17 protein-coding genes are annotated in these 19839 nt (G+C 71.2%); 9 read left to right on the top strand and 8 right to left on the bottom strand.

The annotated features are described in order from the left end of the window. Positions 1 to 38 precede the first annotated feature (38 nt). From KIP79_RS36430 to KIP79_RS36400, 7 genes are read right to left on the bottom strand one after another with little or no spacing between them, the layout of a single operon-like run. Complete coding sequence (locus tag KIP79_RS36430) at positions 39 to 1346, bottom strand: ABC transporter substrate-binding protein (protein WP_214109545.1); 1308 nt, start codon at positions 1344 to 1346, stop codon at positions 39 to 41. Then, entirely contained in the window at positions 1339 to 3375 is a 2037-nt protein-coding gene (locus tag KIP79_RS49820; protein WP_214109544.1) for a DUF6807 family protein, read from the bottom strand. Before KIP79_RS49820 ends, KIP79_RS36430 begins: the two co-directional genes overlap by 8 nt. Then, positions 3372 to 4436 (bottom strand): mandelate racemase/muconate lactonizing enzyme family protein, encoded by a 1065-nt coding sequence (locus tag KIP79_RS36420; protein ID WP_214109543.1) that lies wholly within the window; start codon positions 4434 to 4436, stop codon positions 3372 to 3374. The genes KIP79_RS49820 and KIP79_RS36420 overlap by 4 nt, the downstream gene beginning before the upstream one ends. Further along, a complete protein-coding gene (locus KIP79_RS36415; protein WP_214109542.1) occupies positions 4433 to 5290 on the bottom strand; it encodes a 5-dehydro-4-deoxyglucarate dehydratase in 858 nt (285 codons plus the stop codon). Before KIP79_RS36415 ends, KIP79_RS36420 begins: the two co-directional genes overlap by 4 nt. Further along, the gene (locus KIP79_RS36410; protein ID WP_214109541.1) at positions 5287 to 6180 is read right to left on the bottom strand and encodes an NAD-dependent epimerase/dehydratase family protein; all 894 of its coding nucleotides are present in this window, start codon (positions 6178 to 6180) and stop codon (positions 5287 to 5289) included. Before KIP79_RS36410 ends, KIP79_RS36415 begins: the two co-directional genes overlap by 4 nt. Continuing rightward, positions 6177 to 7031, bottom strand: a complete 855-nt coding sequence (locus KIP79_RS36405; RefSeq protein ID WP_214109540.1) for a carbohydrate ABC transporter permease — start codon at positions 7029 to 7031, stop codon at positions 6177 to 6179. Before KIP79_RS36405 ends, KIP79_RS36410 begins: the two co-directional genes overlap by 4 nt. Further along, complete coding sequence (locus KIP79_RS36400) at positions 7028 to 7936, bottom strand: carbohydrate ABC transporter permease (RefSeq protein WP_214109539.1); 909 nt, start codon at positions 7934 to 7936, stop codon at positions 7028 to 7030. The genes KIP79_RS36405 and KIP79_RS36400 overlap by 4 nt, the downstream gene beginning before the upstream one ends. A 236-nt stretch (positions 7937 to 8172) precedes the next feature. Here KIP79_RS36400 and KIP79_RS36395 point away from each other — a divergent pair, with 236 nt between their 5' ends. From KIP79_RS36395 to KIP79_RS49815, 3 genes are read left to right on the top strand one after another with little or no spacing between them, the layout of a single operon-like run. Further along, positions 8173 to 9150, top strand: coding sequence for a LacI family DNA-binding transcriptional regulator (locus KIP79_RS36395; RefSeq protein WP_214109538.1), 978 nt, complete (start codon positions 8173 to 8175; stop codon positions 9148 to 9150). Then, a complete protein-coding gene (locus KIP79_RS36390) occupies positions 9147 to 10133 on the top strand; it encodes an aldose epimerase family protein (protein WP_214109537.1) in 987 nt (328 codons plus the stop codon). The genes KIP79_RS36395 and KIP79_RS36390 overlap by 4 nt, the downstream gene beginning before the upstream one ends. A 42-nt stretch (positions 10134 to 10175) precedes the next feature. Beyond that, entirely contained in the window at positions 10176 to 10940 is a 765-nt protein-coding gene (locus KIP79_RS49815; RefSeq protein WP_214109536.1) for an IclR family transcriptional regulator, read from the top strand. Here KIP79_RS49815 and KIP79_RS36380 read toward each other — a convergent pair. After that, positions 10927 to 11856, bottom strand: coding sequence for a PfkB family carbohydrate kinase (locus KIP79_RS36380; protein ID WP_214109535.1), 930 nt, complete (start codon positions 11854 to 11856; stop codon positions 10927 to 10929). The two genes, KIP79_RS49815 and KIP79_RS36380, sit on opposite strands and share 14 nt — an antisense overlap. A gap of 335 nt (positions 11857 to 12191) precedes the next feature. Here KIP79_RS36380 and KIP79_RS36375 point away from each other — a divergent pair, with 335 nt between their 5' ends. The 6 genes from KIP79_RS36375 to KIP79_RS36350 all read left to right on the top strand — a co-directional run bounded on the left by KIP79_RS36375 (position 12192) and on the right by KIP79_RS36350 (position 19759). Further along, a complete protein-coding gene (locus KIP79_RS36375) occupies positions 12192 to 13616 on the top strand; it encodes a pectate lyase family protein (RefSeq protein WP_308170069.1) in 1425 nt (474 codons plus the stop codon). A gap of 115 nt (positions 13617 to 13731) precedes the next feature. Then, positions 13732 to 16263, top strand: coding sequence for a DNA translocase FtsK (locus KIP79_RS36370; protein ID WP_214109533.1), 2532 nt, complete (start codon positions 13732 to 13734; stop codon positions 16261 to 16263). A gap of 134 nt (positions 16264 to 16397) precedes the next feature. Further along, on the top strand, positions 16398 to 17153 hold the full coding sequence (locus tag KIP79_RS36365; RefSeq protein WP_214109532.1) for a helix-turn-helix domain-containing protein: 756 nt from the start codon (positions 16398 to 16400) through the stop codon (positions 17151 to 17153). A gap of 28 nt (positions 17154 to 17181) precedes the next feature. Then, complete coding sequence (gene rimO / locus KIP79_RS36360) at positions 17182 to 18588, top strand: 30S ribosomal protein S12 methylthiotransferase RimO (RefSeq protein ID WP_214109531.1); 1407 nt, start codon at positions 17182 to 17184, stop codon at positions 18586 to 18588. A gap of 86 nt (positions 18589 to 18674) precedes the next feature. After that, positions 18675 to 19271: a CDP-diacylglycerol--glycerol-3-phosphate 3-phosphatidyltransferase gene (pgsA, locus tag KIP79_RS36355; RefSeq protein ID WP_214109564.1), complete on the top strand. Its 597-nt coding sequence runs from the start codon at positions 18675 to 18677 to the stop codon at positions 19269 to 19271. Further along, positions 19271 to 19759 (top strand): CinA family protein, encoded by a 489-nt coding sequence (locus KIP79_RS36350; RefSeq protein ID WP_214109530.1) that lies wholly within the window; start codon positions 19271 to 19273, stop codon positions 19757 to 19759. The genes pgsA and KIP79_RS36350 overlap by 1 nt, the downstream gene beginning before the upstream one ends. Positions 19760 to 19839 lie beyond the last annotated feature (80 nt).

The raw sequence follows: 19839 nt of genomic DNA, 5'->3' as shown, positions 1-19839 counted from the left end.
GGGAGCGGGAGACGCGCGGTGGTCGGGGGAGGGGCGGGTCAGCCGCCGTTGCGCTGCTTCCACTTGCTCTGGGCCTCGGTCAGGGCGTTCGCGATCTGGTCGAGCAGCTTGCTCGCCGGCGCCTCGCCCAGCAGCACCTGCTGGAACACCGGCTCCGCGTCGGTCTTGGTGATCGCGTTGAACTCGGGCAGGTAGTAGGGGAGCTGCACCACCTTGGTGCCGGGGTCGTTGAGCACCTCCACGGCGGCGGCGATGTGCTGCCGCTCACCGATCCAGGGCTCGCCGTTCACCTCGGTGTTGGCCGGCAGCACCCCGGTCTTGTCCGCCCAGTAGCTGTCCATCGGCTTGGACGCGACGAACTCGGCGAACCTGAACGCGGCGTCCTTGTTCTTGCCACTGGTGAAGACCCCGATGCCCGCCACCGGGTTGGACAGCACGACCCGGCCCGCGCCGTCGGCGGGGCGGGGCACCGGCAGCGCCGCCACCTTGTCCGCGCCGAGCGTCTTCACGTGGTCGTTGTACGACCCCAGGTTGTGCTGCATGATCCCGATGCTGCCGCCGTCGAACTGGGCGACCATCTTGGGGTAGTCGTTGGTCACGTCGGCCGACGGCGTGTGCGCCTTGTAGAGCTTGACCAGGCGTTCCAGCGCGGCCACGTTCTTCGGGTCGTTCACCGTGGACTTGCCGGTGGCGTCGAAGATCTCGGTGATGCCGGACTGGCCGTACACGACCTCCAGCATCTGGGCGATGGACCCGGCGGCGCCGCGGATGGTGAAGCCGTACCGGTTCTGGCCCTTGTCGGTGAGCTTCTCCACGGTGGTGAAGAACGCGTCCCAGGTCTGCGGCGGCTCCAGACCGGCCTCCTTCAGCCAGTCGGTCCGGTACCAGAAGACGCCCATGTTGGTGGAGAGCGGCACCATGTACGTCTTGCCGTCCGGCACGGTGCCCTTGACCGAGGCGAGCACCTGCTCGTTCAGCTTGCCGCTGAGCGGACCGGCGGCGATCCGGTCGTCCAGCGGGTCCAGGGCCTTGCGCGCCACCATGTTGCCCAGCATCGCGGTGGACACCCCGCCCACGTCGGGCAGGCCGCCCCCGGCGATGGCGGTGTCGTACTTCTGCTGGGCCTGGGCGATCGGGATGCCGACGTACTGCACGTCGATGGTGGGGTTGGCCTTCTCGAACTCGGCGATGATGTGCTCCCAGACCGGGGTGCGGGCGGGGCCGCCGTTGTCGTCCCAGAAGGTGATCTTCGTCTTGCCGTCCCCGGCGGGTGCGGACTCCCCGCCGCAGCCGGTGAGCGCCAACCCGGCGATCACCACGACCGCCGGGAGCAGACCTCTAGCCATGGTCCTCTGCCTCTCTTTTCTCAGTTCCCCCCGAGATCTCCATCGCGGCCAGCGCCAGCGCCTCCGCCCGTGTACGGCTCGCCCGCCCGTCCGCCACCACGGTGACGACCCGGCGGACCAGCCGCTCCTCCACCACCAGCGGCCGGTCCCAGGCGAGCGCGGGACCGGCGCCGGGATACTCCTCGACCCGGACGAACCAGGGGTCCTGGGACTGGACGAACAGCAGCGTCCAGTCGCCTTCGGCGGCCGTGCCGGACAGGCCCAGCCAGGGCGCGCGGCTGCCGTGCGGCTCGCCCCCGCCAGGGATGAACGCCACCCGGCCGGTCGAGGCGCCGGTGGCCCGCCAGAAGAACCCGCCGTACCCGGCCCCGGCCCGCCCTTTGGTGGCCGAACTCCGCACCAGCAGCCGGGAACCGGTCAGGTTGGTGAGCGTGAACGCCACGTCCAGCGCCCAGCAGCCGTCCAGCGGCACCGCCGCCACCCGGCGCTCCTCCTCCAGCAGTTCCACCCCGTCAGGCCCGGCCCAGCGCAGCGTCTCGGTGAACCCGTGGTCGTCCCGCCGGGTGAACGCCACGTGCCGCTGCGTGCCGTGGTCGTCCAGCCAGGTCGGTCCGAGGTCGCGCACGTAGGTCCTGCCGCCCCAGAAGTTCCGCCCGCCGACGTCCGCGACCGCCACCGAGACGCCCAGATGGTGCACGTGGTCGGCCGGGTTCACCTCGGTCACGGTCACCCCGCCGAGCGTCCGCACCGGATGCAGGTACGGCCGGGGCGACAGCGTGGTGGCCAGGTCGGGCCGCCAGTTGTACTCGGCCACGGGTCGCGCGCCCACCCGGAGCACCGCGCGCGGCGCGGCCCAGGGCACGTCCAGCTCGGAGTAGAGGGCCAGGTGCTCGGCGCTGCGCGCGGTCAGGTTGGCGATGCCCGGCAGCACCCGGCGCGCCACCCGGCCCTGCTCGTCCCGCTCCAGCTCCTGGTGCCGGTCCGGGATGGGCAGCGGATCGGGCGCCTGCCTGATCGCCTCAAGCACCCGCATGAACGCCCCCGTGTGGCCGAGCGGCACCAGCAGCGGCTCACCGTCCCGCAGGTGCCCAACCAGGTTCTCCAGCAGGTCGGTGCGGGGGAGGACGCTGGTGGTCACCTCCCGGCCGACCCGCTCCACCCGGACCCGGTCCAGGGTGTAGGTGAGCGTGATCCGCCCCTCGGTGCCGTGCACGATCACGTACGGCTCGTGCCGCCGGTCGGCGGCCAGCGAAACCGCCACCGTGATGGGCGGCCCGTCGGCCAGGTGCACCCGCAGGCAGGAGGTGTCGTCGGCCTCGATCGGGTTGGCGTGGTAGAGCTCCACGTCCACCCCCGCCACCTCGTCGGCGGACCCCCGCCCGGCCACCGCCAGCGCGGTCGCCACCGCGTGCGCGAACGGGTTGGTCAGCGCCCCGTCCATCACCTCGACCTCGCCGGCCCGCCGCCGCCCGGCCCAGGCGGAGCGGGTGAAGTACGCGGTGTCGCGCTCCCACGCTCCGGCCACCCCGATCCCCTTCACCCGCCCCACGACTCCGTCGGCGACCAGCTGCCGGATCGCCGGAATGGCCGCGGACCCCAGGCTCTGGAACCCCACCTGGCAGGCCAGCCCCGTCCGTTCGGCCGCGGCGAGAATGCGCTGGAACCCGGCGAAGGTGGCGGCCGGCGGCTTCTCCAGCAGCAGGTGCGCCCCCGCCTCCAGAGCCCGTACGGCCAGGTCGGCGTGGGTGGGGATGGGCGTCACCAGGATGGCGATCCGGGCGCCGGTGCGCTCGATCAGCTGCCCCAGGTCGCTGGACTGCTCCGGGTAGCCGAGCCCGTGCAGCCGCTCCGGCTCCACCGGCCGCACGTCGCAGACCCCGGCCAGCCGGACGATCCCGGCCTGGGTCAGCCGCCGCAGGTTGTCCAGGTGCCACCAGCCGTGCCCGTACGCTCCGGCCAGCACCACCGGCACGGGGGTGCTGGTCAGGCGGGGCTGGTTCCCGGTCTGGCGTTCAGCCGTGCCGTTCATCGGGACTCCCATCCGTGGAAGCGGATTCCATGGCCCAGGTGGTCGCGGATCTTCAGTTCGGGGCCGAGCTCCACCGGCGAGGGCCCGGCTAGCAGGCCGAGCGCCTCCAGCGAGGCGTCCTCGACGTCCTCGACCATGGCGGGCAGCGGCAGCGCCGCCGCGAGCTGGCCGGAGAGCTCGGGCAGCAGGTGCGGGAAGGTGGGCACGGAGTAGGCGCGGGCCAGCTCGGCGATCCGCAGGAACGGGGTGATCCCGCCCACCCTGACCACGTTGGGTTGCACGATGTCGCAGGCCCCGGCGGCCAGCAGGTCGCGGAAGCCGTAGACGGTGTAGACGCTCTCGCCGACGGCGATCGGCACGCTGGTGCGGGCGCGCAGGCTCGCGTGGGCGGAGATGTCGTCGGCGGGGAGCGGCTCCTCCACCCAGTGCGGGTTGTACGGCGCCAGCGCGGCGATCGCCCGCAGCGCCCGGGGGAGGTCCCAGCGCTGGTTGGCGTCCACCATGAGGAGCGTGTCCGGCCCGATGACCTCGCGGACGGCGGCCACCCGGGCGAGGTCCTCGGCCAGGTCGTCGCGGCCCACCTTGATCTTGACGGCCGGGTAGCCGGCCCACCGGTGGGCCTGGGCGACCAGTTCGGGGAGGGTGTAGTGGCGGTTGACGCCGCTGCCGTACACGGGGACGGTGGCGCGGCGGCGGCCGAGCAGGTCGGCCAGGCCGAGCCCGGCGGCGGTGGCGCGCAGGTCCCACAGGGCGATGTCCACGGCGGCCAGCGCGATCGTGGTCACCCCGCCGTCCCCGGCCTCCCTGAGCAGCCGCCACAGGTGGTCCCAGACGAGCTCGGGGTGGGCGGGCAGGCCGCGCACCGCCGCCGCGATCTCGGTGTCGAGCAGCGCCTTGACCGCCGCCGCGCCGACCCGGGGTGTCCAGGAGAACCCGGTGCCCACCCGGCCGTCGGTGAGGGTGAGCTCGCAGGCGATCACGTGGTTGGCCGGCGCGTCCGGCCCCCAGGGGCGGGGTAACTCGGCGCGCAGGGCCAGCGTGCGCAGGGCGGCGATCGTCATAGCAGGTCCAGTCCCGTCTTGATGAGCGCGTCCAGTTCGGCCAGGTGTTCGGGGGTCAGGTCGGTCAGCGGCGGGCGGACCGGGCCGACGTCCAGGCCGCGCAGGCGTACCCCCGCCTTGACCAGGGCGACCGCGTAGCCGGGGACGCGGCCGCGCAGGCGGACCAGGGGTTCGTAGAAGCCGGTCAGCAGGTGGGGGTTGCCGTGGTAGTAGGCGAGGGCGATCTCGGGGGCGAAGGCGTACACGGCCGAGGAGTAGAGGGTGACGCCGAGCGCCCGGTAGGCCGGCATGGTGAGTTCGGCGGTGGGCAGGCCGTTGAAGAAGGTGAACGGCCGTCCGGCCATGGCCAGCACGATTCGCTGGATGCGGTCGATGTCGCCGATGCCGTCCTTCAGGCCGACCACGCCCGGGATGTCGGCCAGCGCCAGGACCTCGTCGGGTTCCAGCACGACGGCGTCCCGGGCGTACACGATCACCGGCAGGCCGACCGCGGCAACCGCACGAACATAGGCGAAATATCCGCCTCTGACCCCCAGGTAGGGCGGCATGAGCAGCAGCCCGTCCGCGCCCGCCTCCCGCGCCGCCCGGGCCTGGGCGAGGGCCGCCCCGAGCGGCCCGCCCGCGCCCGCCACCACCGGCACCCGCCCGCGCACGGTCTCGATGGCCACCTGTACGGCCTGCCGGTGCTCGCCCTCGGCGAGCGCCCCGAACTCGCCGGTCCCGCAGGCCACGAAGACCCCGCCGGGTCCATGGGCGACCCCGGCCGCGATGTGCTCGGCCAGCACGCCGGCCGCCAGCCGCCCGTCCGGATCGAAGGGGGTCACGGGGAAGAAGAGAACGCCGTCGAGGTTCACGTGAGGTCTCCCAGTTCGGTACGCCAGCTGCGTTTGGCCTGCCAGCCGAGCAGCCGCCCGGCCTTGGCCGAGGAGAACGCGGGCGCGGTGCCGGTGAGGGCGGCGGCGTGCCCGGCCGTGGCGGGGATCACCTTGGGCAGCAGCTCCGCCAGCGGATCCCGGGCCAGCGCGTCGGCGGCCCCGGCGAAGAACACCTCGCCGCTGGGTATCTCGGGCAGCCGCTCCACCAGCGTGCGCACCAGCTCCGCGGCGTCCCGCGCGTCCACGTAGTTGAAGAGCGAGACCCCCGCCAGGTCGGGCCGGTCCAGCCGCTCCCTGATCGTGTGCCCGGACTGGGTGGGCGCGCCCTCCCACTCCTCCGGCGCCACCACGAAGCACGGCCGTACCGCCGCCAGCCGCAGCTCCGGGTGGGCCCGCGCGAAGGCGGCCATGACCTGCTCGGCCACCAGCTTGGAGACGCTGTAGGCGTTCCACGGCGCGGCCGGGTGGTTCTCGTCGATGGGCAGATAGGCCGGGGTCCAGCCGCCAGGGGCGCCGTACCCGATCACGGTCGGGCTGCTGGCCACCACGGTGCTCGCCACCCCGGTCGCGGTGGCTGCCTCGCACACGTTGAAGGCCAGCTGGCTGTTGACCCGGAAGGTCAGCCCGTCGGTCCGGCTGAACGGCGTGGCCACCGCCGCCAGATGCACCACCGCCCCCGGCCGGAACCGGTTCATCACCCCGTACGCCTCCCCGAGATCGGTGAGGTCGGCGGGCAGCGTGGCCGCCGCCTCCGGCGGGGTGCCGGGCGCGGTGTCGACGCCGATCACCTCGTGCCCGGCCTGGGCCAGCGCGGCGACCACGCTCCGGCCGAACCGTCCGGCGCTGCCGGTGATCAGAACCCGGGTCATCCCTTCACCGCCCCTGCCGACATGCCCTGCACCAGGTACCGCTGGATGACCGCGAAGACCAGCACCACCGGCACCGCGGCCACCACGCCCCCGGCGGCCAGCGCGCCGAAGTCCACGCTGAACTCGCCGATGGTGAAGGCAAGCCCGACCGGCAGCGTGAACTTCTCCTGCTCGCTGACGAACATCAGCGCGAACAGGAAGTTGTTCCAGCTGTGGATGAAGGCGAACGAGCCCACCGCGACCAGCGCCGGCCGGAGCATGGGCACCACCACCGCGAAGAAGCCGCGCAGCCGCCCGCAGCCGTCCACCCAGGCGGCCTGCTCCAGCTCCACCGGGATGTTCCGGATGAACCCGCTGAGCAGGATGAGCGAGAGCGGTAGCTGGAAGACCGTCTCGGCGATCACCAGCGCCCAGAGCGAGTTGACCAGACCGAGGGTACGGAAGATCTCGAAGAGCGGGATGAGCATCATCGCGCCCGGGATGAACTGGGTGCAGAGCATGGCCACCAGGAACAGCCGCCGGCCCCGGAAGTCGTAGCGGGCCAGCGCGTACCCGCCGGACAGCGCGATCACCGTGGTGGCCAGCAGCGAGGCCACCCCCACCAGCAGGCTGTTCTGGAAGAAGATCCCGAACCCCATGCCGGTCCAGACGGTGACGAAGTTGTCGAAGGTGATCGGCCAGGGCAGCAGCGAGTCGGAACCGCGTGGGCGGAGCGCGAAGACCAGCATCCAGTAGAAGGGGACCAGGGTGAACAGCAGGTAGAACCCGAGCGGGAGCCAGATCTCCCAGCGGGGTCTGTTCCCGGTGCGGGCGCGCGTCAGGCGGCGCGCGCGGGGCAGGGCGAGGGTCACGTGCGCGCTCCGAACTTGCTCAGCCTCAGGTAGGCGATGGAGAAGAAGGTCAGGATCAGGAAGGCGACCGTGGTCAGCGCCGAGCCGTACCCGAAGTCGTGGGACTGCACGGCCTTGGCGGCCACGTACAGCGGCAGCGTGGTGGTCTGGTGGGCGGGGCCGCCGCCGGTGAGCGTGTAGAGCAGGTCGACGTTGTTGAACTCCCAGACCGCGCGGAGCAGCGTGGACAGCACGATGGCGTCCTTCAGGTGCGGCAGGGTGATGTGCACGAACCGGCGCAGCCGGGTGGCGCCGTCCACGGCGGCGGCCTCGTACAGGTCCTTGGAGATCGTCTGGAGGTCGGCCAGGAGGAGGATGGCGAAGAACGGCACTCCCCGCCAGAGTTCGGCGACCACGGCCGCGGCGAACACCGTGCCGGGGTCGGCCAGCGGGGCGGTGTCGTACGAGCCGATGCCCAGGTCGGCCAGGTAGCGGAAGATCCCCGTGGTCGGGTTGTAGAGCAGGATCCAGATGCCGGTGGTGAGCACCCCCGAGACCGCCCACGGCGAGAACACCAGCGACCTGGCCAGCGCCCGGCCGATGAACGTCTCATTGACGATCAGCGCCAGCGCCAGGCCGAACAGCAGCTGTAACCCGACCTCCACGGCCACCCATTTGGCGCTGAAGGCCAGGCTCTGCCAGAAGAGCGGGTCCTCGAGCAGCAGCGTGCGGAAGTTGGCGAGCCCGGCGAAGCCGTGCTCCCAGGGCTTGCTCACGTTGTAGTGCTGGAGGCTGTAGTACAGCACGCTGCCCATCGGGTACACGAGGAACCCGAGCATCGCGACCACGGCGGGTGCGATCAGCAGGTACGGGGTGCGCGGCCGCCGATCGGTCCGGCGGCGTCTTCCTTCCACGGCGACTGCCATGGCCGGTGACTCCTCTTCAGTCGGAGGGGAAGTTCTGCAACCGGTTGCACGAAACATTCCATTCACTCCGAGGAAACGTCAAGAGGTGATTTTTCGGGATCTGTGTGGGCTGGGGATTCTGGCTGGACGGGTAGGTGAATCAGCCGCAACCGTTCGCAGCTGGACCGGTTGACACCGGTACAACCGTTTGCATTAATGTGCGGCGACATGTGTACTCGGTTCGGGAGAGGGGTTCTGTGGCTGCGACGATCCGGGATGTGGCTCAGGCGTCCGGAGTGCACGTTTCAACCGTCTCCCGTACGTTCTCCGCGCCGCACCTGGTCAACGCCGAGACCCGGAACCGGGTGCTGGCCGTCGCCGAGGACCTCGGCTACCGGCCCAACCGGGCGGCCAGGGCGCTGACCACCGGCCGCACCCACAACCTCGGCCTGATCGTCGCCGACATCGCCAACCCGTTCTTCCCGCCGCTCATCAAGGCCGCCCAGGCGCACGCCAGGCTCCGCGACTACCACGTCTTCGTCGCCGACACCGACGAGGACCCGCAGGTCGAGGAGGAGCTCATCCAGACCCTGACCAAGCAGGTGGACGGGGTGCTGCTGTGCAGCCCGCGCCTGTCCAACCGGGTCATCGAGCGGCTCCACCAGGACGTGCCTTTCGTGGTGGTGAACCGGCGGCTGAAGGGCATGTCCACGGTGCTGATGGACGTCGGGCACGGGGCCAGGCTGGCCCTCGCCCACCTGGTCGCGCTGGGCCACCGGCGGATCGCGCTGCTGTCAGGACCGGCCGGCTCCTGGACCAGCAGGGAGATGGCCGACGCGGCCCGTGCCGTGCCCGGCATCGAGCTGACCGTCCTGGGCCCCAACTCGCCCACCGAGCACGGCGGCCTGGCCGCCGCGGCGGGCGTGCTGGCCGCCGGGGTGACCGCGGTGCTGGCCTACAACGACCTGATGGCCATCGGCCTGGTCGAGGGGCTGGCCGAGCGCGGGGTCGAGGTCCCCGGGGAGCTCAGCGTGGTCGGCGTGGACGACATCGTGCCCGGGCGGCTGGCCCGGCCCAAGCTGACCACGGTGGCGATGCCCACGGAGGCGGCCGGGCGGACCGCCGTGGACCTGCTGCTCCAGCTCGTCGGCGCGGGCGAGACGGCCACCCCCGCGCTCACCACCCTGGCCACCCATCTGATCATCCGCGAGTCGACGGGACCGGTGCCCCCATGAAGGTCGAACACTTCGGCGTCACGCCCGAGGGCGAGCAGGTCGAGCGGTACACGCTGACGGACGGCCTGCTCACCGCGCAGGTGCTCAGCTACGGCTGCGTCATCCAGTCGCTGGAGGTGGCCGGGCGGGACGTGGTGCTCGGCTGCGCCACCCTGGCCGACTACCGCACCCGGAGCCGGTACTTCGGCGCGGTCGTCGGCCGGTACGGCAACCGCCTGGGCAACGGCCGCTTCGAGCTCGACGGGAAGACCTACGAGCTGGCCAGGAACAACGGAACCGCAGCCCTGCACGGGGGCCGGAAAGGCTTCGACAAGCGGGTCTGGACCGCCGAACCGGACGGCGACGACCGGCTGCGCCTCAGCTATGTCAGCCCGGACGGCGAGGAGGGCTACCCCGGCACGCTCTCCGTCACCGTCACCTACACGCTGGCCGGCGACGGCCTGCGCATCGACTACACGGCCACCACGGACGCCCCGACCGTGCTGAACCTCACCAACCACTCCTACTTCAACCTGGCGGGCGCGGGCGACGTGCTGGACCACGTGGTCACCATCGACGCCGACCGGTACACCCCTGTGGACGAACACAAGATCCCCACCGGCGAACTGGCTCCCGTCGAGGGCACCTTGTTCGACTTCCGCACCCCGCACCGGATCGGCGACCGTTTGAACGGCTCCTACGACCACAACTTCGTGCTCAACCCCGGCGGCGGCATCCGGGTCGAGTTCGGCGATCACGCCATGGAGGTCGTCACCACCCAGCCGGGCGTGCAGTTCTACACCGGCGGCATGCTCAGCGCCGAGACCACCCCGTACGGCCCGCACGCCGGCCTCTGCCTGGAGACCCAGCACTTCCCCGACTCGCCCAACCAGCCCGCCTTCCCCTCCACCGTGCTCCGGCCGGGGGAGGAGTTCGCGTCCTGCACCGAGTACCGCTTTTTGTGCCCTCCGTCGTTCTATAAGGCAGGTGAATGTTCTGTGTAGCGGGAGAACATGATCGGATGGCCGCGCTAGTAGGCTCGGGGCGTGGTGAGGGAAGGCAGCTCCATCGACAAGGCGCTCGCGGTTCTTGAGGCGATCGCCGAGCATCACCGGATCACCGACATCGCGGCGACCACCGGGGTGTCCAAGTCGACGGTGCACCGCATCCTGCAGTCCCTGGTGGAATGGGGCTTCGCCCGTACCGACGGGAACGGGGGCTACGAGCCCGGCCCGCGCATCCTCACCCTGGCCGGGCGGGTGATGAGCCGGTTCGACCCGGCCAGGCAGGCGGCCGGCGCCCTGCGCGCGCTGCACGAGCGCACCGGCTTCACCACCCACTTCGCCATCCGCAGCGGCGACGAGGCCGTCTACGTCGAGAAGCTGGAGGGCCGCCGGCCCTACCAGATGCCCTCCCGGGTGGGCATGAGCCTGCGCCTGCACTGCACCGCCATCGGCAAGGCGCTGCTGGCCCAGCTGGACGACGACGAGGTCCGCGCCATCTGCGCCCGCACCCAGCTGGTCCGGCTCACCCCCAACACGATCACCGGCGAGGAGGAGCTGCTGGCCCACCTGAGCCGGGTGCGCGCCCTCGGCTACGCGGTGGACGACGAGGAGAACGTGCCGGGCATCCGCTGCGTCGGCGCGGCGGTCTTCGACCACACCGGCCAGGTGCTCGGCGGCATCTCCATCTCCACCCTCGCCATGGACCTGGAGCCGGACGCGCTGCGCGAGCTGGCCCCGGAGATCGTCTCGGCCGCCCGCGAGGTCTCCCTGGCCCTGGGCGCGCCCACCACACTCACCCTCCGCTGACCGGGTCCCCGAGCAGGCTCTCGATCTCCGGCGCCCCCGCCACCCGGCCGGTGCCGCCCTGCCCGGCCAGCGAGACCGACGCGGCGGCGGCCCCCGCCCGGACCGCCGCCAGCAGCGGCGCCCCTTTCGCCAGCCAGGCGGCCATAGCGCCGGTGAAGTTGTCGCCCGCCCCGGTCTGGTCGACGATCACCGGGGCCGGGACCGCCGGGATCTCGTGGACCGCGCCGCCGGTGTCCAGCAGCACGCCGTCCGCGCCCAGGGTCACCGCCACCGCCGGCGCGCCCAGCCGCCGGACCCGGCGCAGGGTCTCGGCGGGGTCGCCGGTGCCGACCAGCGCCCGGCTGTCCCCTGGTGCGGAGATCTTCACCACCGCCGCGTACGGCGCCACCGCGCGGAGCGTTTCCGCCGCGGCCTCCGGGCCTGTCAGCCGGGACCGGTAGTTGGCGTCGTAGACGACCTGGCCGGTGGCGGCGCGGGCGGCCTCCCGTACCGCGCGGTCGCAATCGGCGGAGAGGGCGGCGGTGATGCCGCTGAGCACCAGGACCCGGGCCCGCGCCGCCGGGGAGGCGGCCACGTCGGCGGGGGAGAGGCGGGAGGCGGCGCTGCCGTACCGCATGTAGGCGAAGGCGCGCTGGCCGGTGGGGTCGGCGCCCACCGCGTACGCGCCGGTGGAGCCGGGGCCGGGGGTCATCCAGCGGGTGTCCACCCCGTGCCGGGCGGCGAAGGTCAGCAGCCGCCGGCCGAACTCGTCCTCGCCCAGCCGGGCCACCAGGGCGGTGCGCGCGCCCGCGGCGGCCGCCGCCACGGCCACGTTGAGCGCGTCGCCGGAGAAGGAGAGCCGGAAGGTGTCGGCCTCGGTCAGGGCCCGGTCCGCCGAGAACTCGACCAGCGGTTCGCCTACCACGACGACGTCCATGCACGTCCGTTCTGTGTAGCGGAATCTGGTGTTATGTTGCGCAACAAGCATTATGCCCGATCATCTGTTGCCCCAATCGGCTTTCCGCTGTATGGAACATCGCGCCGATACACAGAACAGATTTCTCTGAAAATTTCAGGTGCCGGCTGCTGTTCGTGCATTTCGGAGAGATCTCTTCCGCCTCACTGTTCCACTACATGGAACAGCCTGCTTAAGTTGGCCCTGCCCACCAACCCCCCAAGAAGGGAGAACCGTTCCCTCGACGCCTCATGTCCCGGCCACCTGACCTGTCCGGGGCGTTGTTTCGGCACTCAACACTCCGAAGGGAAAAGATCGTGTTACGTAGAAGCCTCACCATCGCGCTCGGCGTGGTGGTCGCGGGCGCCGTCGCGCTCGTGATCCAGGGCCCGGCCGCCGCCGCGCCCTCGCCCGGCACGTACACGCTGGTCAACGCGGGCAGCGGCCAGTGCCTCGACGTGCCGAGCGGCAGCACCGCCGACGGCGTGCAGCTGATCCAGTACACCTGCAACAACAACACCAACCAGCGCTTCACGCTGAGCGCCCAGGGCAGCGGCTACCGGCTCACCGCGGCCGTCAGCGGCCGGTGCCTGGGCGTGGCCGACGCCTCCACCTCGGCGGGCAAGGCCATCGTGCAGCAGTCCTGCACCGGCGCCACCTCGCAGACCTGGACGCTCACCCAGGTCGGGTCCACCTACCGGGTGATCAACGTCAACAGCGCCAAGTGCATGAACGTAGTGGACAGCTCCACCGCGCTCGCCGCCGGGATCCAGCAGAACTCCTGCGACTCGGTGACCAGCAAGCACTGGACCTTCAACACGGCGGGCTCGGTGCCCACCAACCCGCCGACCAGCCCCACGCCCACCCCGAGCAACCCGCCGAGCCAGCCGCAGACCGGCCTGGTCGGCTGGGCCACCCAGGGCGGCGGCACCACGGGCGGCGGCACCGCCGCGGCCACCACGGTGACCAGCTCCTCCGCACTGTCCAGCGCCGTCTCCGGCACCACCGCCCGGGTGGTGCGGATCTCCGGCACCATCTCCTGCTCCGGCATGATCACCGTGGGCTCCAACAAGACCATCCTCGGCAACTCCGGCGCCACCATCGCCGGTTGCGGCCTGAACGTCTCCAACGCGTCCAACGTGATCATCCGCAACATCACCTTCCGGGACTGGGACGACGACGCGATCAACGTCCAGTACTCCACCCGGGTCTGGATCGACCACAACACGCTCAGCAACGGCTACGACGGCGCCATCGACATCAAGCGGGCCAGCGACTACGTGACCGTCTCGTGGAACCGGCTGTTCAACCACGACAAGACGATGCTGCTCGGCCACAGCGACGGCAACGGCGGCGAGGACATCGGCCACCTGCGGGTGACCTACCACCACAACTGGTTCGACGGCACCAACCAGCGCCACCCCCGGGTGCGCTTCGGCAACCCGGTGCACGTGTACAACAACTTCTACCGCGTCGGCTCCTACGGCGTCGCCTCCACCATGAACGCCGGCGTGCTCGTCGAGGGCAACTACTTCGAGAACACCGCCGACCCCTTCCACCTGGGTGAGGGCTCCTCGGGGCCGGGCAGCCTGGTGGCCAGGAACAACCACTTCGTCAACTCGGGTACCGGGCAGGCCGGCGGCAGTGTCGCCTCCATCCCGTACTCGTACTCGCTGGACACGGCGGCCAACGTCAAGACCATCGTGACCAACGGCGCCGGAGCCGGAAAGATCACCGTCTGACCCCTGTTTTCGAGCGCCGGTCCCGCAACGGGACCGGCGCTCTTCCATATCCGTTCATCCCGTTTGACGGCGTGGCTAGCTGACGCCCGCGAACCTGCGCCCTAGTTTGGCCATCATGGCCACCCGTACGTCTGGAAGCGGATCCGGCAAGCGCCCCGCCGCGCGTTCCGGATCGCGTTCCGGGGCGCGCCCCGGGTCGCGTCCCGCCTCCGCCAAGCGGACGCCGCCGCCCAAGCGTGTGATCAAACCCGCCGCCAAACAGCCGGTCGCCTCCGGGGGAGACCCGATCAGCTGGGTCTTCATGATGATCGGCAAGCTGGTCATCGGGCTCTGGAACATGCTCGCCGGCGTGGCGGGCCGCGCGGCCCGCGGGCTCGGCCAGGGCGCCCGTGAGCTGGACCCGGCGCACCGCAGGGACGGCGCGGGCCTGGCCGTGCTGGCCGGGGCCATCACGCTGGCCACCATGACCTGGCGGGAGCAGAAGGGCGAGTTCGCCTCCGTGGTGGACGCCATCCTGCACGGCGCGGTCGGCTCGCTCACCTGGGCGGTCCCGGTGCTGCTGACCCTGCTGGCCTGGCGGCTGCTCCGGCACCCGGACCAGAACGCCGAGACCGGGCGCATGACCATCGGCTGGACCGCGCTGCTGGCCGGCATCCTCGGCATCGTGCACGTGGCGCACAACACGCCCTACCCCTCGGGCGGGCCCGAGGACGGCATGGACAAGGTGTCGCAGGCGGGCGGCATGCTCGGGTTCGTGGTCTCGGCGCCGCCGTCCAGCATCCTGCCGGCCTTCGTGACCGTTCCGCTGCTGCTGATCCTGTCCGGGTTCGGGGTGCTGGTGATCACGGCGACGCCGGTGCACCGGGTGCCCGAGCGGCTGATGGAGATCAAGCAGCTGCTCTTCGACCGGCCCGCCCCCGGCACGGGGGGGCCGCCGTCCCCGGTGCCGCCCCGGCGGCGGAAGAAGCCCAAGCCCGAGCCGGAGGTCGGCGAAGGTGCCAAGCCGTACGACACCCCGGTGGTGCGGGACCACTCGCCGGAGATCGTGCCGGGGCTTGTGGACCCCGAGGAGGCCGCCCCGTCGCCGGAGGCGGAGGCCGAGCCCGTCCCGCCGCTGTCGCCCCCGGAGCCCACCCCGGCGCCGCGCAAGGTCGAGCAGCTGGTGCTGTCGCCGCAGGCGGGGCCGTACACGCTGCCGGACATGCAGGCGCTGCGGCCCGGTAGCGCGCCCAAGGCAGAGACCAAGGCCAACAAAGTGGTGGTGAACGCGCTCACCAGCGTGATGGAGCAGTTCGCCATCGACGCGCAGGTGGTCGGCTTCACCCGGGGCCCGACGGTCACCCGGTACGAGATCGAGCTCGGCCCCTCGGTGAAGGTGGAGAAGGTCACCGCCCTCACCAAGAACATCGCCTACGCCGTCAAATCCGCCGATGTCCGGATCCTGTCTCCCATTCCCGGAAAATCCGCCATTGGGGTGGAGATTCCGAACACCGACAAAGACCTGGTCTCGCTCGGGGACGTGCTCCGCTCCCAGGTGGCCCAGGGCGACCACCACCCGATGATCGTCGGTCTGGGCAAGGACGTGGAGGGCCGCACCATCGTGGCCAACCTGGCCAAGATGCCGCACATCCTCATCGCGGGCGCCACCGGCGCGGGCAAGTCCACCTGCATCAACGGGCTGATCACCTCGGTGCTGATGCGGGCCACCCCGGACGAGGTGCGCATGGTGCTGGTCGACCCCAAGCGGGTCGAGCTCAACATGTACGAGGGCATTCCCCACCTGATCACCCCGATCATCACCAACCCCAAGAAGGCCGCCGAGGCCCTGGAGTGGGTGGTGGGGGAGATGGACCGCCGCTACGACGACCTGGCCGCCAGCGGCTTCCGGCACGTGGACGAGTTCAACAAGGCGGCCAGGGCGGGCAAGCTCCAGCCTCCGCCGGGCAGCGAGCGCGTCTACCAGCCGTACCCGTACCTGCTGGTGATCGTGGACGAGCTGGCCGACCTGATGATGGTCGCCCCCAGGGACGTGGAGGACTCCATCGTCCGGATCACCCAGCTGGCCCGCGCCGCCGGCATCCACCTGGTGATCGCCACCCAGCGGCCGAGCGTGGACGTGGTGACCGGCCTGATCAAGGCCAACGTGCCGTCCCGGCTGGCCTTCGCCACCTCCTCGCTGGCCGACTCCCGGGTCATCCTGGACCAGCCGGGCGCGGAGAAGCTGGTCGGCCAGGGTGACGCGCTGTTCCTGCCGATGGGCGCCAGCAAGCCGATGCGGCTGCAGAACGCGTTCGTCTCGGAGAAGGAGATCTCCGAGGTGGTCGCGCACTGCAAGACGCAGATGCAGGCGGAGTACCGGGAGGACGTGGCCGCCTCGGCCGCCCCCAAGAAGGAGATCGACGAGGAGATCGGCGAGGACCTGGAGCTGCTGGTGCAGGCGGCCGAGCTGATCGTGACCACCCAGTTCGGCTCCACCTCGATGCTCCAGCGCAAGCTCAGGGTCGGCTTCGCCAAGGCCGGGCGGCTGATGGACCTGCTGGAGAGCCGGAACGTGGTGGGCCCCAGCGAGGGCTCCAAGGCCCGCGAGGTCCTGGTGAAACCGGACGACCTCCCCGGCCTGCTGGCCGACCTCCGCGGGGGCGAATAGCCGGCCAAACAGCGCTGCAATACCGCCCCCATCGGCGTTTCCGGACATATGCCACCCCGCCGTACGGCGTCGCAGTGGTTACTGATTGAATGTGACTCACTACGCAACGTCGGGACGGCGGGGGGCGTTGAGATATGTCCATCGGAACAATTCTGACCGAAGCACGGCAGCAGGCGGAGCTGACCGTCGCCCAGCTGAGCGACCGGACGCGGATCCGCGAGCCAGTGATCGCCGCAATGGAGCGGGACGACTTCTCCACCTGTGGCGCCTACTTCTACACCCGCGGTCACCTTCGCGTGCTGGCCAAGGCCCTCGGGCTGGACGCCGACGAGATGGTCCGCCTCTACGACGAGGAGTGCGGCGGGGCTCCGGCGCCGCTGCCGGCGTCCGCGCTGTTCGTGGCGGACACCCCGATCAAGATCCGCGAAGCCAAGGCGCCCAACTGGACCATGGCGATGGGGGTGGCGCTGGCCATCGTGATGGTCTTCGGAGTGATCCGCATGATGGGTTCGCCCAACCAGGAGCCGGTGCGCACCGCGGCCCGCGCCGCGCCACCGGCGGCGGCCCCGGGCGCCCGCCCGAAGGTGCCGGCGGCGGTGCCTCCGCTCACCCGGCCCGTGCAGACCGTGGAACATCCGGTGGTCGTGCGGATCTCGGCCGTCCGCCCGGCCTGGGTGAATGTGCGGGACGCCAAGGGCAGGCAACTGTTCGAAGGCCTGATCGCCCAGGGCAAGACGGAGACCTTCACGGCCAAGAAGAAGATCCAGTTGCAGCTGGCCAACGCGGGTTCGGTCCGGCTCATGGTCAACGGCAAGGACCTCGGCATGCCTGGAAAGGACGGGCAGCGCTTCCAGGAGGTCTACGGACCGGGGGTCCCGAGTCCCCGATAGTGGTCGAACCCGATACCGTAGTTTCATCATGTCTTCTCGCCGAACCGTATCGATGGTCACCCTGGGTTGCGCCCGTAACGAGGTCGACTCAGAGGAACTGGCCGCACGCCTGGAATCCGCCGGTTGGAGACTGGGTGACGATGACCCCGACGTCATCGTGGTGAACACCTGCGGCTTCATCGAATCGGCGAAGAAGGATTCGATCGACACCCTGCTGGCCGCAGCCGACTCCGGCGCCAAGGTCGTCGCGGCCGGCTGCATGGCGGAGCGGTACGGGGCGGAGCTGGCCGAGGCGCTGCCGGAGGCGGCCGCGGTCATCTCCTTCGACGACTACACCGACATCGGCGGCCGGCTGGACGACGTGCTGGCCGGCCGGTCGCTCAAACCGCACATGCCGCGCGACCGGCGCACCCTGCTGCCGATCAGCCCGGTGGAGCGCACCGCCGGGCACGCGCACGTTCCGGGCCACGGCGTCCTCCCCGAGGGCATGGCCCCCGCCAGCGGCCCGCGCGCCCTCCGCAAGCGGCTCACCGGCGGCCCGGTGGCCCCGCTCAAGCTCGCCTCCGGCTGCGACCGGCGCTGCACCTTCTGCGCCATCCCGGCCTTCCGCGGGGCGTACGTGTCCCGCTCCCCCGACGATCTGGTCGCCGAGGCGGCCTGGCTGGCCGAGCAGGGGGTCAGGGAGCTCGTCCTGGTCAGCGAGAACTCCACCTCGTACGGGAAGGACCTGGGCGACCTGAGGGCGCTGGAGAAGCTGCTGCCCCGGCTGGCCGGGGTGGACGGCGTGGAGCGGGTCCGGGTCAGCTACCTCCAGCCCGCCGAACTGCGGCCCGGGCTGCTTGAGGTGATCGCGACCACCCCCGGCGTGGCGCCCTACTTCGACCTGTCCTTCCAGCACGCCAGCGGCCCGGTGCTGCGGCGCATGCGCCGCTTCGGCGACCCGGCCCGGTTCCTGGACCTGCTCGCCCAGGTCCGCGAGCGCGCCCCGGAGGCGGGCGTGCGCTCCAACTTCATCGTCGGCTTCCCCGGCGAGACCGAGGCGGAGTTCGCCGAGCTGGTGGACTTCCTCACCGCCGCCCGGCTGGACGTGATCGGCGTCTTCGGCTACTCCGACGAGGACGGCACCGAGGCCGCCGCCTTCGACGGCAAGCTGGACCAGGAGGTCATCGACGAGCGGGTGGCCGTGCTCACCGAGCTGGCCGAGGAGCTGACCGCCCAGCGCGCCGAGGAGCGCATCGGCAGCGAGCTGGAGGTGCTGGTCGAGGAGGACCTGGGCGACGGCGGCTACGAGGGCCGTGCCGCCCACCAGGGCCCGGAGGTGGACGGCTCCGTCACCGTCCAGGGCATCGGCCTGGTGCCCGGCCAGATCGTCCGCGCCGTCGCCGTGGATTCGGAAGGGGTTGACCTGATCGCCCGCATCAAGGCAGGTTCGTGAGCGACAGCAGCGAGCGCACCGCGCAGATCCCGGGGGCCCCCGAGGCCGCCGAGGTCACCGAGGTCAGGAAGGTTGACGCCCCCAGGGTGCCGGCCGGACCTCCCCATGTCGTCTCCGGACCTGAACCGGGCGCCCCGGTGAGCACCTGGAACATCGCCAACGCGCTCACCGTGGCCCGGCTGGTGATCGTCCCCGTCTTCATCGTCTTCCTCTTCGTGGAGGGCCAGGGCTGGCGCCTGGCCGCGCTGGCGGTCTTCCTGGTCGCCTCCATCACCGACCAACTGGACGGCTGGCTGGCCCGCAGGTACGGGCTGATCACCGACTTCGGCAAGATCGCCGACCCGATCGCGGACAAGGCGCTGATCGGCTCGGCCCTGGTCTGCCTCTCCCTGCTGGGCGAGCTGGCCTGGTGGGTGACCGCGGTGATCATCGCCCGCGAACTGGGCGTCACCCTGCTCCGCTTCGCGGTGATCCGGCACGGCGTGATCCCCGCCAGCTACGGCGGCAAGGTCAAGACCGTGCTGCAGATCCTGGCCATCGCCCTCTACATCTGGCCAGGGGTGCCCGAGTTCGCGCGCTGGACCTCGCTCGGCCTGGCGCTGCTGGTCACCGTGGTTACCGGCCTGGACTACGTGTTCCGCGCGGTGCGCCTGCGCCAGGTGGCCAAGAGGTCGCGGGCCTGATGAGCGCCGCCGACGTGCTGACCCTGCTGGTCCGGGCGAAGGCCACGGTGGCCGTGGCCGAGTCGCTGACCGGCGGCCTGCTCGGCGCCACCCTGTCGGCCCCGCCGGGCGCCTCGGCCGCGTTCGCGGGCGGCGTCATCGTGTACGCCACCGAGCTCAAGGCGCGCCTGCTCGGCGTCCCCGCCGGCCTGCTGGCCAGGGAGGGCGCGGTGCACCCTGAGGTGGCCGAGGCCATGGCCACCGGTGTGCGCAAGCTCACTGGGGCCGACTACGGCCTCGCGGTGACCGGGGTGGCCGGCCCCGACCCCCAGGACGGCAAGCCCGTGGGCACGGTTTACCTCGCCCTTACCGGCCCCGGAGACCGGGTTCACCACCGTGACCTGCGGTTGGGCGGCTCCCGGGAGCGGATTCGTCAGGACACCTGTAAAGAGGCTTTAGATCTACTTCTAGGTGTGCTGGAGGTCAATTTGGGGGAACATTCCGGATGATTACCGCGTTACGTCCCCAGCGAACATGCTCACCACGGTCTGCCGCGGTGTCGCTCGATACAGGTACGGTGGAGCTGTGA

It is taken from the genome of Acrocarpospora catenulata (assembly GCF_018476525.1).
In the GTDB taxonomy this organism is placed as follows: Bacteria; Actinomycetota; Actinomycetes; order Streptosporangiales; family Streptosporangiaceae; genus Acrocarpospora; species Acrocarpospora catenulata.
Note: the sequence above shows the minus strand (reverse complement) of the source record. Positions and strands in the feature narration are given on the sequence as shown.